This window comes from Janthinobacterium sp. SUN211, assembly GCF_030587315.1.
In the GTDB taxonomy this organism is placed as follows: Bacteria; Pseudomonadota; Gammaproteobacteria; order Burkholderiales; family Burkholderiaceae_D; genus Janthinobacterium; species Janthinobacterium kumbetense.
This window is the reverse complement of the sequence record NZ_JAPWIC010000005.1, coordinates 471,941-488,335: the sequence shown is the minus strand read 5'-3', so window position 1 is coordinate 488,335 and position 16,395 is coordinate 471,941. Positions and strand designations below refer to the sequence as shown.

Below are 16,395 nucleotides of genomic sequence, written 5' to 3'. Positions count from 1 at the left end.
ATGATAATTCACTCTCAATAAAGACCTAGACTCCCAGATGCCAGCCCCGTGCCTGGCCCGCCTGGCGAAGCATGCCGCTGTACACGCCGCCCTGCCGCAGCAATTGCGCATGCGTGCCCCGCTCGACAATGCGCCCCGCCTGCATCACCAGGATCTGGTCCGCCTGCGCGGCAATCGCCAGCCGGTGCGTGGCGACCACCACGGCATGGGTACGCGCCAAGCCAGCCAGGGTGGCGATGGCGCGCCGTTCGCTGATGGCGTCAAGCGCCGACAGCGGTTCGTCGAACAGCATCAGCGGCGCGGGTTTCAACAAGGCGCGGGCGAACGCCAGCCGCTGGCGCTCCCCGCCCGACAAGGTCCAGCCGCCCTCGCCCACCACCGTGTCCAGGCCCTGCGGCAAGGACTGCGCCAGCGATGCCAGGCCGGCCGCCGACAGCGCCGCCAGCAGATCCTGCGCCGCGATCTGCCGGCCCAGGCGCAGATTGTCGCGCAAGCTGGCCGGCAGCAGCCAGGCATGCTGGAACATCGGTGTCGCCAGTTTGGCCAGCGCGGCGTCGTCCTTGGTCCGCATATCGACGCCGCCGGCCAGCAGCACGCCGCTATCGGGATCCAGCTGGCGGCACAGCAATTGCAGCAAGGTCGTCTTGCCCGAGCCGGAGGCGCCCGCCAGCACCGTCAGGGAACGCGGAGCAATCTCCAGCGAGACGGCGTCGACGATAGGACGTCCGCCGCGCCGCACGCAGACATGGCGCGCCTGGACGACTGGCGCGCCATGTTCCGGCGCGCGGCCGGGCAAGGCCAGCACGGGCAATTCCCGCTCCGCCAGCACGCCATCGAACTGGCGCAGGGCGTGGGCCACCTGTTGCAGGGCAGCGCCCGTGTGCACGACGGCGGCCATCGCCTCGGCCAGCACGGTGGCGACGATCAATGTCGCCAGCAGCGCCGGCACATCGAGGGCGCCGGCCAACACCTGGCGCAAGCCGATGGCCAGCAACAGCGCATACGCCAGCTGCGCCGCCACGGTAAACCCGAGGGCGGCGGGGAACAGCAAACGCTGGGAACGCCTTTCCGCCTGGCGCTGCGCCATGAGCGACTGTTCCAGCATGGCGCTGCCCAGCCCGGACCGGCCCGTAGCGCGCAGCACGGGTTGCGCCGCGATATATTCCAGCACGCGGCCGTTCGCCTCGGCGCTGCTGGCCGCCAGCGCCGTCTCGGCCCGGCTGCCGCAGGCCAGCGCCCAGCGATACACGAACAGCAAGGGCGGCATGGCCAGCAGCAGCACCGCACCCAGGCGCCAGTCGACGGCCAGCCAGAGCAAGCCGACCACCAGCGGCGCCAGCACGGCATCGAACAGCGGCTGCAGCAAATGCGCGGGCGCGCCCATCACGGTCATCACGCCGCCAGAGGCCAGCTGGCGCATATCGCCGGCGCGGCGCGGCGTGCACCAGGCCAGCGGCAGGCGCACGATTTTATCGGCCAGGCGCCGGTGCAGCGCATGCGCGCAGTGGGCGCCGGCCGCGTAGCCTTTCAAGCGCGTGACATGGCGCAGCGCGGCGCTGGCCGTTGCCAACAGCAGAAAGAGGACCAGCCATGCACCTTGCGCCTGCCCCGGCTGCGGCGCCAGCCAGGCGCGCAGCAGCGGCAGCAGCATGCACAGGGCCAGCGCACTCAGGATACTGTTGGCCCCCATCAGCGCCAGCGCAAGGCGCAACTTGCCGGCGGCCGCGCCATCAAGCAGGCGCAACAGCAAACGCACGGCGGCGATCATGCCGCCACCTCGTCAACCCGGCTTTGCGCCGCCCACAGGGCCGCATACGCGCCCCGCGCGGCCAGCAGCTGCGCATGCGTGCCCAGCTCACACAGGCGGCCGCCGTCGAGCAATGCGATCTGGTCGGCCTGCACGATGGTCTGCAGCCGGTGCGCCACCACCAGCACCGTGCGTCCCGCCAGCAAGGCCGACAGGCCAGCCTGCACCTGCGCTTCCGACTCGGGGTCGAGGGCCGCCATCGCCTCGTCCAGCACGACGATACGGGGATCGGCCAGCAGGGTGCGGGCGATCGCCAGGCGCTGCGCCTCGCCACCCGACAGCGCCATGCCTTCGCCCAGCAAGGTGTCATACCCTTGCGGCAAGGCGGTGATGCGGGCATGGATGTGCGCGGCGCGCGCCGCCGCTTCCACCTGGGCGTCGCTCGCCTCCGGCCGGCCCAGGCGGATGTTGTCGCGCGCGGACAGGCGCAGCACTTGCGTGTGCTGCAAGACAAACCCCACACGCGCATACAATACGGAGGGATCGATCTGGCGCACATCGACGCCGCCGACGCGCACGGCGCCGGCCGTCGCGTCCCACAGGCGCGGCAACAGCATGGCCAGGGTCGACTTGCCGCCGCCCGACGGCCCCACCAGGGCTGTCACGCTGCCCGCAGGCAGGCATAAATCGATGCCGTGCAACACCTCGGTACCGCCCGGATAGGCAAAACGCAGCTGTTCAAAACACACATCGTCGCCGGCGGGCAGCAACGGCGTCTGCGCCTGCGGCATGGGCGCCTCGGCCAGCAAGGCGCCTATCCTGCGCGCCGCCGCCAAACCGCCCTTCAAGCCATCGGCGCCGTGTCCCAGCGCGGCCACGGGCGCACACAAGGCCATGCCCAGCAAGGCAAACGGCAGCATCTGCGCGGGCGCCATCGCCCAGGTTTGCGCACCCAGCCAGGCGCCGCTCACGACAAAAGCCAGCACGACGGGCGGCGACAGCAGCACATCGACCAGCGCGCCCATGCCGCCCCAGCGCCGCACCCAGGCCAGAAACTGCCGCGCATGGCGTCCCGCCACCGCATCAAAGCGTGCTTGCGGCAATGTCTGCCGCGCATACGTCTTGAAGACAGCCATGCCCTGCACCAGCTCCACCATCGCCGCCGCCAGCTCGCCACCCGTGCGCTGCAACTGCGCCAGCCCCTCGCGGAAGGCTGGCGCGGCCATGCCCCAATAGCGCCACCAGGCCAGGGCTGGCGCGATCAAGGTGATGGCCGTCATGCGCCAGTCCGCATGCAGCAGCCAGGCCAGGCATGCCACGGGAGCGACGACCACGGCGGCCAGGTCGGACGGTGCATGCGCCACCAGGCGGTGCAGCGCAGCCACGTCACCGTGCACGATTTCGTTGACCCTGGCCGCATTGCTGCCCGCGTACCAGCCCAGCGGCACCCTGGACAACTGCCGCGCCAGTCGCAGGCGCAACTGGCACTGCAAGTCCGCATCGGCCAGGTGCGTCAGGTGCAGCCCCAGCACCGTCGTCAGCTGACGCAGGCACAGCGCCGCCAGTGCCAGCCACAGCATATTCCGGGCGCGGCCAGCATCGACATCCGATGCCAATAACAAGGCGCCCAATTGCGCCATGGCAATATATGGCAGTACGCCGCACAGGGCGGCCAGCGCCTGCAGCGCGCCAGCGCCCAGCAAGCGGCCCCGCACGGGCGCCAGCAAGGCCGATAACTCGCGCCAATCGCTCACAGCGTCCCCTCCACGCAGACGACGGCACCCGCGTCGAGCTGGCGTACCCTGGCTCGTACCCGGTAGACGCGAGCGATCAGGGCAGCGTCAATCACGGCATGCGGCGCGCCGGACGCCGCCAGCACGCCATCGTGCAGCACCATCACCTGGTCGGCGCAGCCCAGCGCCAGGTTGATGTCGTGCAGGACGATGACGGTAATCAAGCCATGTTCGCGCGTGGCGCGCCCTATCGCCTCGATCACCTGGAACTGGTGATACAGGTCCAGCGCGCTGGTGGGCTCGTCCAGCAGCAGCACCTTGGGCTGGCGCACCAATGCCTGGGCCAGGCCCACCAGTTGACGCTGGCCGCCCGACAGCGCCTCGACCTGGCGGCTGGCCAGGGGCAGCAAGTCGAGGCGCGCCAGCACGGCCTCCACCCTGGCCACGGCGCCCGCATCGACCTTCGCCCCCAGCCAGCCTTCGCTGCGCCCCGCCATCGCAGCGCTGAGCACAGCCTCGAACACGCCCAGCCGCGTGCGCGAGGGCAGGCTTTGCGGCAGGTACACCATGCTTTGCGCGCGCCGGGCTTGCGGCCCGCTGGCCAGGTCCACGCCATCGAGCAGCACGGCGCCCTGCATCGCCTGCAAGCCGGCAATGCCGCGCAACAGGGTCGATTTTCCGGCCCCGTTCGGGCCGATCAGGGCAGTCACGCTGCCCGGCAACAAGGGCGGCAGGCTGACGCCGAGCAGCACGTCGCGCCGTCCATACGCCACGCAGGCATTGCGCACCAGCAAGCCACTCATGCCGCACCTCCCCGCTGGCGCATGACGATGGCCATGAAAAACGGGATGCCGACCAGCGCCGTGACGATGCCGACGGGGATCAGCACGCCGTCGATCAGCGTCTTGCTGCAAATCGAGGCCAGCGACAGGATCAGCGCGCCGGCCAGCGCGGACGCGGGCAACAGCAGGCGGTGGTCCTCGCCCACCAGCAGGCGCGCGATATGCGGCGCCACCAGGCCGACGAAACCGATGGTGCCGACAAAGGACACGGCCAGCGCCGACAGCAGGCTGATACGCAGCAGGGACAGCATGCGCAAGCGGCGCACATCGACGCCGAAGCTGCGCGCGCGGTCCTCGCCCATGGTCAGCGCCGTCATGGCCCAGCTGTCGCGCACGGCCCAGGGCGCGATCACGGCAAGCGCCGCGGCCAGGATGGCGATCTTGTCCCAGGAAGAGCGCGACAGGCTGCCCATGGTCCAGAACACCAGTTGCTGCAAGCTGTCCTGGCTGGCGACAAACTGCAGCAGGGCCACCAGCGCATTGAAGGCAAACACCAGCGCAATGCCGAACAGCACCAGGCTTTCCACGCCGAAGCCCCGCCAGCGCGTCAGCAGGTGCAGCAGGCCGACCGACGCAAAGGCAAACAGGAAGGCATTCGCCGACACCACGTACTGGGGCGGCACCCCGGGCAAGCTCCAGTTCAGGACGATGGCCAGCGCGGCGCCGAACGAGGCGGCGGCCGACACGCCCAGGGTGAACGGGCTGGCCAGCGGATTGACGAGGATGGTCTGCATCTCGGCGCCCGCCAGCGCCAGCGCGGCGCCCACCAGCACGGCCATCAGCGCATATGGCAGGCGCACATCCCACACGATGACCTGCTCCATGCGCGGCACGCCATCGGGCTGCAGCAGCACCTGGAACAGGCGGGTGATGCCCATGCCGGACGGTCCCGTGGCGATGTCCAGCGCCAGCGAGACGGCCAGCGCGCACAGCAGCGCGCCCACCAGCATGACGCGGCGCACATGGCGCTGGCGGTACGCCACGCCCGCCGCCATGGCAGGCGGCGCTTGTGTCAGCACCGCGCTCACGGCTGCATGTCCACGAACAGCACGCCCGTGGCGGGAATCGGCATGAAGCGGCGATACATTTCAAGGCGCGTGCGGGCCGGGTCCAGGTTCGCAAACAGCTCAGGATGCAGCCACTTGGCCAGCGCCTGCACCGCCACCAGGTGTTCGGGCGAGTCGTAGAACACATGCCACAGGCCGTGCGAGCGCCTGCCATTTTTTTCGCGCACGGCGCTCAGTTGGGCCGTTTCCGTGCGCGAGGCCACGGCGCGCAGGCTGCTGCGCGCCTGCGGCAAGGTGGCCTGGTAACCGAGGGTCACGCCGCCCTGCCCGCTGGCGAACACGCCCGTCGCCACATACACGTCGGGATCGCGCGACAGGATGTATTCCGGGTTCAGGGTGCCGATGGGGCCGGGAATCTTGCCGGCGCCGATATTCTCGCCACCGGCCAGGGCGATCATCTCGCCGAAATTGCCCGTGCCGGGAGAGCCGCAACAGCCCTGCAAGCCCGCCAGCATGTCGACAAAGATGCCGGGACGGCGAAAGCCCGGTCTGGCCTGCGCCGCTTGCACGGCGCGCGCCACTTGCCCCACCTGCTCTTCGTAAAAAGCGATGAAGGCGGCGGCCTGCGCCTGGCGGTCCAGCGCCTTGCCCATCAGGCGCATGCTGGGCACGGTATTTGCCAGCGGATGGTTGCTGAAGTCGACAAAGATCACGGGCACGCCGGCCGCTTCCAACTGGCGCACGGCATCGCTGCCCGGCGCGGGGCCGTGACCGCCCGACAGGGCCAGGATGGCCAGGTCGGGCCGCAAGGACAGCGCTTTTTCCACGCTAAAACTGTCGGCCGACGTGGCGCCCACCAGGGGCACCTGCTCCGCTTGCGGAAAGACCTTGCGGTAGGCCGCGTAGCCCTGCACATCCAGGTGGCGGAAATCGCCCTGCCAGCCCGCCAGGCGGGCAAAGGGATTTTTTCCTTCCAAGATGGACAAGGTGTAGATCAGGCGGCCCTCACCCAGCACGACGCGTTGCACCTTGTCGGGTACGTTCACCGTGCGTCCCGCCAGGTCGGTGACGGTGACGGCTTCAACCGACAAACTGATGCAGGACAACAACGCGGCGGCCAGCATGGATACGATTTTTCTCATGGCATCACCACGCATGCTTGACGGTCAGCAGCAAGCGGCGCGCATCGCCCGTGCTGCAATTGCTCGATGAACAACTGTCGTAATAATGCTTGTTGCTCAGATTCGTCACGTTCAACGCCAGCTGCGTGCCCCGCAGGGACGGCGACAGCCGCAGCAGATCCAGGTCCAGCGCCAGGTCCGTCAGCAGGTAGGAGGGCACGTCGATACGGTTGGCGACGTCGGCCTTGGTGGCGCCCGTGTAGCGCAAGCCCAGGCCTATGCCCAGTCCCGCCAGCGGGCCTTGCACCAGTTTGTACTTGCCCCATACGCTGGCCATGGTCTCCGGCATGCCGACGGGACGCTTGCCCACTTCATTGACGTTATTGCTTTTACTCACTTCCAGGCGGTTCCACGTGACGTTGGCCGCCACGTTGAAATTGCGCGTGAGATTGGCCAGCGCATCCAGTTCCACGCCATGCGATTTGATTTCGCCCGTCTGCAAACGGTTCAGCGAATTGTTCGGGTCCAGGGTCTGCACGTTTTCCTGACGCAAATCAAACACGGATGCCGTGAAAAATCCGTCGAAACCGGGCGGCTGGTATTTCACGCCCACTTCCGCCTGCTTGCCCTTGGTGGGGTCGTAGGATTTGCCATAGAAATCGTTGCCCAGCACGGGATTGAACGAGGTCATCAGGCTGACATAAGGTGCCAGGCCATTCTCGGCCAGATAGACGGCGCCCGCCTTCCACGTCAGCGCGTCATCCTTTTGCGACGGCGGCGTGACGCCGTCCAGGCGGTCGCGCGTGGACGTGTCCGACCAATCCTTGCGCAGTCCAGCGCTGAGCACCCATTGCCGCGCCAGCTTGATCTGTTGCTGCGCGTACAGGCCGTACTGGTCCGAGCTTTGCACGGTGCTGGCATAGCGCTCCGGCGTGGGCAGCATATGGCCCAGGTAGACAGGCTGATATATATCAATCTCGGCGCCGGCCGGGCCGCCATTGAGCACATAATCCTCTTTCGTGTGGCGATAGTCGAGGCCCACCAGGGTTTCGAATTCGGCGCCGCCGCTGCGCCAGCTGGCCTTGGCATTGTTATCCAGCGACCAACTCTCGCCATCGATATCGAAGAAATATGGCGTGCGGCGCAAGGTGCGCTGGTCGGCCAGCAGGCGGCCCTGGATGGTTTCCGTGATCAGATTGACCCGCCCGTAGCGGGCCTTGGAATGCACGCTCCACACGTCGTCGATGCGGTGCTCAAGCAGATAGGCCAGCGAGTATTGCACGCGGTGATTGTCCAGGCCCTTTTCGTTGAGCATCTGGTTGTAGGGAAGGCGGCCATGGCGGTTTGGCAACAGGGTGCCCTGGATGGGCGCCACCACGGCGGGCGGACCGAACTTGTCGCGCGTGTAATCGGCCAGCAAGGTCAGGCTGGTGGCCGCGCTGGGGCGCCAGGCAAGTGCGGGCGCGAAATATACCTTGTCGTCCGGCACGCCTGTGAATTGGGAATCGCTATCGCGCAGCAAGCCCGTCATGCGGTAAGCCCAGTCGCCGCCCTCGCCCACGGGGCCGCTCACATCGCCCTGCACCTGCTTGCGGTGGAAGTTGCCCGTCTGCAATTGCAGCTCCCGGTATGGCTGAAACAGCGGCTGTTTGCTGATCTGGTTGACGATGCCGCCCGGCGAATTCTGGCCATACAGCACGGAACTGGGTCCCCGCAACACTTCCACCGCTTCCAGGCCATACGGCTCGACCTTGGGCCAGGCTTGCACTGTGGTGCCGCGCAAGCCGTCGCGCAGCATGCCGTTGCTGCCCACGTCGAAGCCGCGGATCTTGACGTTATCGAAACGATCATAGCGCTGCGACGCAGCCATCGACGGACTGGCCAGCACGCCGGCCGAATAACGCAGCGCCTCGCCGACAGACTGGATGCCCTGGGCATCCATCTGGTCGCGCGTGATGACGGAAACGGAAGCGGGCGTTTCGATCAGCGCCGTATCCGTCTTGCTCGATGTCGTGCTTTGCGTGGCGATTTTCAAGCGCTGCGCTTCGATCGTCACGCCTTGCATGGCTTGCGGCGCCTCCGGCGCTGCGGCGGCATAGGCGGCGCGGCAAGCCAGGACCAGCACGAGAGGAATGGGAACGGCGCGCACAAGGCGCGGCAAACGGTGGGACTGCGAGCGTGACATACGGTGTGTCCTTCCAGGCTTTAAATGAGAATGAATATCATTCATCATAAAATCTGGAAGCACCGGCTGCTTTCGTTATCGGGCCTTCGGCTTACGAAAAACGGAAAAGATGCAGCCGGCTATGCGCGCGCCAGCTGGCTGGGCGGCATGCCGAAACGCTTGCGAAACAAGGTGGAAAAATGCGGAATGGCATAGCCGACAAAGCACGCCACCTGGGTCACCGTATAACCGCCCGCACTGAGCATGCGATAGGCTTCCTGCAGACGGTAATCCTGCACATGCTCGAACACGCTGACGCCAAACAGCTGGCGAAAGCCGGCCGTCAGCTTCTTCACGTTCAAGCCGCTCAATCTGGCTATTTCAGGCAAACCCAGCGGTTGCTGGAAATGCTGCTCGGCCAGCTCGCGCGCCTGCTGCAGGCGCTCAATCTCGAAGGCGCTCAAATCCGCGCCGCCAGCGCCGCCCCGCGACCGTCCCAGTACCCGGTCGCTGGCCACGGCCGCCATCTCCAGCGCCTTGCCCGCCATATACATGTCGCGCACGGCGCCGTCGAAGGGGCACATCAGGATCTGCGTGGCGATGGCCCGCAGGGCCGGCGTCAACACCTGGCGCATCACCAGCACGCCATCACGGTGCAGCTGCTGGCCGCCCGTGACGGCCAGGCGTTCCAGGTCGAAACCGCTGCGCTGCGCATGGCCGGCGTCGAGTCCCACTTTCACGTAGCGCTGCAGGGTATTCGCTTCAAAGCGGTCGCAGCCTTCGTGGCGGCCCCGCGCCAGCACCAGGTAGACGCCCGCATCGGTAATGGCGAACGGCGCGCGGCCATCCACGCTGCCGCTCAACTTGCCGTTCAGCGAGACGATGACTTGCAAACCCTCGAACACGGGCGTATTGACGGTGATGGGAGTGGGTGACAGCACGGAACCGGCCGACAAGGTCAGTTCGGAAGACAGTTGCCGCGTCCACACAGTCGATACCACGCCCTACTCCATATGAGAATAATTCTCATTTATGGTAACACAGCGAAGTCTCGGATGCGTGCCGGCCATGGAAGATCTGCGCCAGAAAATCCACGAACGCTTGCACGAGTGAACGCGTCGGCTTGTTACAGGCACGCGGAAGCGTTAATATACAAGGGTATACTTGCATATTAATGAGGCTGGGCATGCGTGAAAAACTGGAAAAACTCCTGGCGCAGGGGCGCGACAACGCGCTGCTGCGCTTTGGTCTGGGAGATGCCTGCCTGAAAGAGCATGACGCACAGCAAGCGGCCCTGCACCTGGCGCAAGCCACCGCGCAGCAACCGGGCTATTCCGCCGCCTGGAAGCTGCTGGGCAAGGCCTTGCACCAGCTGGGCCGGCTGGATGACGCGCAAGCCGCCTGGACCACCGGTATGACGGTGGCCCAGCAGCAAGGCGACTTGCAAGCCGTCAAGGAAATGACGGTATTCCTGAAACGCCTGCAAAAACAGCAGCAGGCGGCACAGTAAAAACGGCTTAGTGCGCGTGCGCCGCGCCCTTGGCCTCCGCAGGCAGCGTTTCGCCCCGCTCCTTCGCCAGGCGCTTGGCCAGCAAGCCGCCCGCTTCGGCCGCATAGGCGCGGCAGGCGCTGGCGTCGATCAGGGGATTGTCTGTGCCGCTGCGTCTGGAGGCCTTGCCCAGCACGTCCGTCGTGCCCGGATGCACGGGGATGATGATGTCGCATGGCAAGGCCGCCACCTTGGCGATGCTCGCTTCGAACGAAGCCGAAATATCTGGCGAACTTCCCTTGCCTTTGCCCGTGTACGTGAAATCGCCGCTCGCATACGGGTTCAGGCTGTCCGCATACACGACGTCCAGGCAACGGTCGCCTTCGCACGAGGTCCACGTCCACGTCGTGCCGCCTGGCGTGTGGCCCGGCGTCATGTGGGCCGTCAAAGTCAACGGTCCGACCTTGACGGTATCGCCCTCGCCCACCAGGCTGACCTTGCGCACCTTGGCGACGTGCACGACGGGATTGGCCTGGTACTGCGGATCGTCCTTGCCATTCGTGCCGCTTTGCAGGCCAAGGGCGCCCGAGGCGCTGGCCATCACGGTGGCGCCGCTGGCCCGTTGCAACGCGGCAATGCCGCCCGCATGGTCCCAATGGGCATGCGAATTGAGGATGACTTTCACGTCCTCGATGCGAAAGCCCAGCGCCTGGATATTCGCGATGATCAGGGGCGCCGATTGCGGCAGCGCGCCGTCGAGCAGGATATGGCCCTGCGGACTCGTCACCAGCACTGCGGACAGGCCGGCCGTGCCCACATACCAGGTATTGCCAAAGACATTGAACGGCTTGACGGGCGCGTTCCATTCCTTGCAATTGTCGCAATTAACAGGTTTGTCCTGCACCGGTGCGGGCGTCTTCGCCTGCACCGTGCCAGCCGCCATGGTCGCAACCGTAGCCAGCATCAACTTCGCCAATAGTGTCATCTTCATCTCCAGAGTGTCAAAAAGAAGGGCGCCCGCACTGGCGCGCCCGGGGGGGGTATCAATGCATGCGGCCGGTCCTGTCGGCCAGGGTGTCGCGGATGTGTCCGGCGTCGAGCGAGCGCCGCTGCGCGCCGGCGGCGTCCAGCAGCACCACGGTGACGTGCTTGCCGCCGCTGCGCATGCGCATCGTCAGGCAGCTGCCCGCCGCGTTGCTGCTGCCCGTCTTCGACAGCAAGATGTCCCAGCCCTTGCCGCCCACCAGCGGGTTGGTATTGTGCAAGGTGCGCGTCCTGCCATTGACGGCCACGCTCGCCTGCGGGTGGCTGGTGATGCGTGCGATGTCCGGATAGCGCGCGGCCGCCGCGACGATTTTCGCCACTTCGCTGGCCGTGGACGTATTCGCCGGCGAACTGCCGACCGGGTCCGTCAAGGTGGTGCGGCGCAAGCCCAGCTGGCGTATCTTCGCCTGCAAGGCTTGATGGAACGCCGCGCCGCCGCCCGGATAAGTGCGCGCCAGCGCGGCGGCGGCGCGGTTTTCGGATGGCAGCAGCGCCAGTTGCAACAGCGCGCCGCGCGACACGGCCACGCCCTCGGCCAGCAGGCTGTGGCGCTGCATGGAAGCGTCGCCATCGGCGCGCACGATGCGCAGCTGTTCCTCCGGGTCGAGGCCCGCATCGAGCACCACCATGGCCGTCATCAACTTGGTGATCGAGGCGATGGGCACGACGGTGTCCGCATCCTTCGCCATCAGCACCTTGCCGCTGGCGTCATCGAACACCAGCATGTGTTTCGCGCTGACGGGCAAGGCCAGCATGCCGGAGGCGGCCTCGGCCAGGGTCGCCCCGTTGACGGCGGGCTTGCCCTGCACCTGCAGCAGCAAGGTGGCGCAAGCCAGCAGCAAGGCGGGCACGGCCAGTTTCCAGCCGGCCGTGTCCGGGCCGGGCGCCATCAGGCGTTCTATGCGCGTCAGCAAGGCTCCACCCCGTGCCGACATCAGCAAGCCGGAATGATGCGGCGCGGCAGCGTGCAGGGACAGCGCATGCAGCGCCGTGGCCAGCTGCTGCGGGTCTTGCAGCGCTTGCGCCGCCAGGGCGTCGGCCACCTGCTCCCGTTCGGCCCGCATGCGCGCCGACAGCCACCAGACGACGGGGTGAAAAAACAGCAGCGCCTCGGCCACGCTTTGCAACAGGTTGACCAGATAATCCCAGCGCCGCACGTGGGCCAGCTCATGCGCCAGCAGCGCTTCCAGCAAGGCGACGGGCATGCCGCTCAGCAAGGCGGCCGGCAGCAGGATGACGGGGCGCCAGAACCCCACCGTCACGGGGCTGGACAAGCCCGCATGCAGCTTGAGCGGCACCTGGCGGCTGCGGTGCAAGCCCATGCGCTGCGCCAGCGCATCGACGCGCGCCTGCCAGATGGACGGTGCGGCCACCGCCTGGCGGCGCAGCTTGCCGACCCAGGCCAGGCCCAGGCACAGGCGCAAGCTCATCAGGCCAACGCCCGCGCTCCAGGCCAGCACCAGGGCCGGCATCCACGCTTGCAGCGCGGCGCGCCAGGCGGGCGGCGCGTCCACCGGCAGCCGGGCCGGCGAGACGCCCGACAACAGAGACAGCAGGTGCACAAAGGGAATACACAGGCACAACAGCAACGCCAGCGCGCAGACGGCATAGCGCCAGCGCGCGCTGGCGTGGCGCAGCAGCCGGAGCACTACGGCAGATACGGCGCCGACGATCAAGCCCTGCCAGACGAAATACAGCAAGACCCAGCCCAGCGCGGGGACAAGGTTGCCCACATCGATGCCGAGGTGCATGTCCACGTTCATGGCGCCTTGCCATCCTTGCTGCTCAGAATTTTTTCAATTTCCAGGCGTTCCGCGTCGCTCACGTGCTCGCGCAGCGCCGTCAGCACGAGCGCCTTGCCGGAACCGGAAAACACCTTGCCGATCAAGTCCTTGAGCAGGCTGGTCTGCAGTTTTTCCTGCGCTTCGACGGCGGCATACAGCTGCGGCCGCTGGCTTTCATCGCGGCTCAGCAAACCCTTGCCATGCATCAATTGCAACTGGCGCAGCACGGTGGCGTAGCTGGCGTCGGCACGCTCCGCGGCCAGGGCGTCATACACGGCGCGGGCGTCGGACGGACCGCGCTGCCACAGGATGCGCAGCAGGTCCAGTTCGGCGGCCGTGGGATGGGGAGTGGAGGTATTTTTTAGCATGACGCTAGAATACCCAGTCTAGAACGTCCTGTCTAGAACTTTTTTTCTAGATTGCCGGCAAGCCTAGAATTCGCGCAAGCGGTCGAACAAGTCCAGCAAGGCCGCCTCGTCGACGAGCGCGGCCCCCTGCCCGCCCGCTTGCTGCAATTGCTGCCGCAGCTGGGCCAGCAATTCCGCCAGCACCGTGTAGATTTCCTCGCGCTCGACCGTCTCGATGATGCTGGCGCGCCGCTCGATCTTGTTGAATGCCTCCACATAGGCGGCGACCATCGCTTCCAGCGCGGCGGCGGCGGCCGTCTCCGCCATGGCCGCATCGAGGCTGCGCGTCACGGCCAGCATGTTCTTGTAGGCCAGCGCCGCCTTTTTCGCATACGCAGGGGAAATTTGCTCGCGGCCATCCCAGTCGCGGAATGGGTTGAGCAGGTTTTCAGCCAGCCATTCCGGCTTGCGCGCCTTGGTGACCGATAAGTCCAGTCCCTGCGCCGCCGCTTTCTTGTAGCCGGCCTTGATGGCCTTGGCGACATCGGCTGGCAAGCTGGTCAGCCACAAGGCGGACAGCTGCGGCAATTGCGCGGCCGATGGGAACTCCTCCTCCGTGAAGCCGAACAAGTCATAGGCGGTGAACGTCCGCAGCCGGGCCAGCTGCGCAAGGCTGGCCATCTGCGACGCCATTCCCGGTTTACCCCAGATGCGCAAGGATGTCAGATGGGGAAAACGCCGCGCCACTTGCGCCAGATCAATTTCCTTCATGCCGATCAGCGACAGGCCGCCCAGCTGGCCGAGACCGTGGAACGGCGGCAGCGCGTGCTTGCACTGCAGTGTCAGGTGGCGGCCATCTGCGCCATCTTCGATGCGCAGCGCCGGCGATGGCGCGCTGTCCAGCGCGAGAAGGTTCAAGCCTTCGTTCAAGACGAGGCTGGTGACGCCATCGGGCTGCAGGATCAGGCGTTCCAGGCCGCTGCCGCTGAAATCGAGCGCATGCACCGTCGATGATTGCCAGTCCAGCTCATTGATGAAGGGGTTGCCTTGGATAAACTCCATCAAGGCTTGCGTGCCATTGCCAGTCTCGATCGACATCAGGCAAGGCAGTTGCTCCAGCTCGGACACGTCGCCCAGCGCCTGCAAGACGCTGTCATTGATTTTCGTCGCGTCTTGCCGGAAGACCTGGCCGCCCAAGGTCACTTCACGCTTGTCCGACGCGGCCTTGAACTGCTGGCGCCGCAGCGGATCGATGCGCTCCCAGTTGCGCTGGCGCAGCACGCTGTCGCCCACGTACCAGGCGCTGCGGTAGCTGTTCACTTCCACATCCACCAGCGGCGCGATATTGCCAACGAGCGTATAGCCAGGCGGCACGTTCGCCGTGGCATAGCAGTGATCGTGGCGATTGTTCCAGAAGAAATAATCGCACAGCAGCGGCCGCATGGCTTGCACGGCCGCCGCATCGGGCAAGGCGTCGCCGGTCCAGTCCAGCTCCAGCACGGCAGCTACCGGCCTGGACGAGGATGCATCCTTGATGCGGGTGACCTGGCAAGCCACATACTGCTGCAGCTCGGGCGAAAACACACTGTAAACATCTCCAACATTCGCTAGCACGCAACTTCCTTTTCAAAACACCTGACGGTCGAATGTTGAAAGATAGCAAAAATGACAGCGCGATGTCGTCCTGTTCAGTCCGCGTGCAGCTTGTGGTGCATGCGGCGCAGTCCCAGCCACACGGCGGCCGCCACGAACGGCACCAGCGCGCCGACGAGGATTTCCGGATTCACGGGCAAGCCCAGCACCTTGGCCGCCTTGCCCGTGTAGCTGAACAGGCCGATCACGTAATACGAAATGGCGGCCACGGACAAGCCTTCCACCGCTTGCTGCAGGCGCAGCTGCTGCGCCGCGCGGGCGTTCATCGATTGCAGGATTTGCCGGTTCTGCAATTCCTGCACGATGCCCACGCGCGTGCGCAGCAAGTCATTCGTGTTGGCGATGCGCTGCGCCATCGCTTCCTGGCGGCTGGCCATCGCAGCGCACGTATTCATGGCGGGCGTCAAACGGCGGTCCATGAATTCCTCGACCGTGGGGATGCCTTCGATGCGCACTTCGCGCAACTCGTCGATGCGCGCCTTGACGAGGCCCATGTAGGCTTTCGAGGCGGAAAAACGGTAGCTATTGTCGAGCGACAGCTTTTCAATGCGGGCCGCCAAACGCGTGATGCGGTCGAGCAAGGTTTGTTCGGCCACGCCTTCGTCGGCCTTGACCAGGCCCGGCGCGTCGTCCGTATCGACCATGGCGGCCGCCAGGGTCGCCAATTCGTTCTCGATGGCATTCAAGGATGGCGCCGCCTGCATGGCGTAAGGCAAGCCCAACAAGGCCATCATGCGGTAGGTTTCGATTTCCAGCACGCGCTGCACCAAGCGGCCCGACTGCTGCGAACGCATGCCCGCATCGCGGATGACGAAACGGCTGAAGCCGTCGGACTGGATGGTGAAATCCGTCCACAATTCGCCGCCCTGCAGCACCTTGCTGCCGGCCAGGGTATTGCCTTCGAACACGCGCGACAAGCCCTGCATGAAAATCTCGGCCGGCTCGGTCGCCTGCTCCAGCACCACGTGCGCCGCCACCATCAGCTTGCCCTTCAAGCCCGCCAGCCATTGCTGCGGCAATTGCGCCAAAGGCATGCGCTCGAACGCCTGCTCCAGGGGCAAGGCGCTACCGGGATGCTCGGCGAAGGTGAACGTGGCAAATTCCGTGTGGCATTCCCATTTCAGGCGGAAGCGGCCGAAGTCGTAATAAAAATACTTGGCTTCGGTGCTTGGCGGCGTGACGCCGAAATGCGTGCACAGGGCCGCCAGGGTGGCGTGCTGGGCCGCCATATTCGACGCACCCGGCGCCGCGCTGTCATCTTTATACACGGCCAGATGGGTGATCAGCTCGGGGGCGTCGAGCTGCAAGAATGGCCGCGAGTGGATTTCCGCGGCCAGCGGCACGCGCAAGGCGTGGTTCAAACTGGAGTTAATCAAGTGCATGATAGCCAAAGGTAAAGTTGCAAAACTGCTTAGACCCTCGCGGGTCTGATTGTCACAGTGTAACAAAGCAGAAAGCATGCCA

The 16,395-nt window shown here is 66.0% G+C and carries 13 protein-coding genes; 1 reads left to right on the top strand and 12 read right to left on the bottom strand.

Annotation, left to right across the window (positions count from 1 at the left end; translation table 11 throughout):
* Window positions 1-25: 25 nt before the first annotated feature.
* The 7 genes from O3301_RS19600 to O3301_RS19570 form a co-directional block, all read right to left on the bottom strand.
* Window positions 26-1,768, bottom strand: coding sequence for an ABC transporter ATP-binding protein (locus O3301_RS19600; RefSeq protein WP_305057220.1), 1,743 nt, complete (start codon window positions 1,766-1,768; stop codon window positions 26-28).
* The gene (locus tag O3301_RS19595; protein ID WP_305057219.1) at window positions 1,765-3,501 is read right to left on the bottom strand and encodes an ABC transporter ATP-binding protein; all 1,737 of its coding nucleotides are present in this window, start codon (window positions 3,499-3,501) and stop codon (window positions 1,765-1,767) included. The genes O3301_RS19600 and O3301_RS19595 overlap by 4 nt, the downstream gene beginning before the upstream one ends.
* Window positions 3,498-4,283 carry an ABC transporter ATP-binding protein gene (locus tag O3301_RS19590; protein ID WP_305057218.1) on the bottom strand — a complete coding sequence of 262 codons (786 nt, stop codon included), beginning with the start codon at window positions 4,281-4,283 and terminating at the stop codon, window positions 3,498-3,500. The genes O3301_RS19595 and O3301_RS19590 overlap by 4 nt, the downstream gene beginning before the upstream one ends.
* Complete coding sequence (locus O3301_RS19585; RefSeq protein WP_369812213.1) at window positions 4,280-5,317, bottom strand: FecCD family ABC transporter permease; 1,038 nt, start codon at window positions 5,315-5,317, stop codon at window positions 4,280-4,282. The genes O3301_RS19590 and O3301_RS19585 overlap by 4 nt, the downstream gene beginning before the upstream one ends.
* A 29-nt stretch (window positions 5,318-5,346) precedes the next feature.
* On the bottom strand, window positions 5,347-6,471 hold the full coding sequence (locus O3301_RS19580) for an ABC transporter substrate-binding protein (protein WP_305057217.1): 1,125 nt from the start codon (window positions 6,469-6,471) through the stop codon (window positions 5,347-5,349).
* A 4-nt stretch (window positions 6,472-6,475) separates the two neighbouring features.
* Window positions 6,476-8,635 carry a TonB-dependent siderophore receptor gene (locus O3301_RS19575; RefSeq protein ID WP_305057216.1) on the bottom strand — a complete coding sequence of 720 codons (2,160 nt, stop codon included), beginning with the start codon at window positions 8,633-8,635 and terminating at the stop codon, window positions 6,476-6,478.
* A gap of 119 nt (window positions 8,636-8,754) precedes the next feature.
* Complete coding sequence (locus tag O3301_RS19570; protein WP_289911521.1) at window positions 8,755-9,615, bottom strand: AraC family transcriptional regulator; 861 nt, start codon at window positions 9,613-9,615, stop codon at window positions 8,755-8,757.
* A gap of 185 nt (window positions 9,616-9,800) precedes the next feature.
* Between O3301_RS19570 and O3301_RS19565 the strand changes: the two genes are divergently transcribed.
* On the top strand, window positions 9,801-10,124 hold the full coding sequence (locus O3301_RS19565) for a tetratricopeptide repeat protein (protein ID WP_305057215.1): 324 nt from the start codon (window positions 9,801-9,803) through the stop codon (window positions 10,122-10,124).
* Window positions 10,125-10,131: 7 nt separating this feature from the next.
* Here the strand turns inward: O3301_RS19565 and bla are convergent, their stop codons facing one another.
* The 5 genes from bla to O3301_RS19540 form a co-directional block, all read right to left on the bottom strand.
* Window positions 10,132-11,088, bottom strand: coding sequence for a subclass B3 metallo-beta-lactamase (gene bla / locus O3301_RS19560; protein WP_305057214.1), 957 nt, complete (start codon window positions 11,086-11,088; stop codon window positions 10,132-10,134).
* 58 nt (window positions 11,089-11,146) lie between these two features.
* Complete coding sequence (locus tag O3301_RS19555) at window positions 11,147-12,910, bottom strand: M56 family metallopeptidase (protein ID WP_305057213.1); 1,764 nt, start codon at window positions 12,908-12,910, stop codon at window positions 11,147-11,149.
* On the bottom strand, window positions 12,907-13,299 hold the full coding sequence (locus O3301_RS19550; protein WP_099664459.1) for a BlaI/MecI/CopY family transcriptional regulator: 393 nt from the start codon (window positions 13,297-13,299) through the stop codon (window positions 12,907-12,909). The genes O3301_RS19555 and O3301_RS19550 overlap by 4 nt, the downstream gene beginning before the upstream one ends.
* A 63-nt stretch (window positions 13,300-13,362) precedes the next feature.
* Complete coding sequence (locus tag O3301_RS19545) at window positions 13,363-14,862, bottom strand: hypothetical protein (protein ID WP_305057212.1); 1,500 nt, start codon at window positions 14,860-14,862, stop codon at window positions 13,363-13,365.
* A gap of 104 nt (window positions 14,863-14,966) precedes the next feature.
* Window positions 14,967-16,313, bottom strand: coding sequence for a DUF3422 family protein (locus O3301_RS19540; protein ID WP_289915713.1), 1,347 nt, complete (start codon window positions 16,311-16,313; stop codon window positions 14,967-14,969).
* Between the last annotated feature and the right edge of the window lie 82 nt (window positions 16,314-16,395).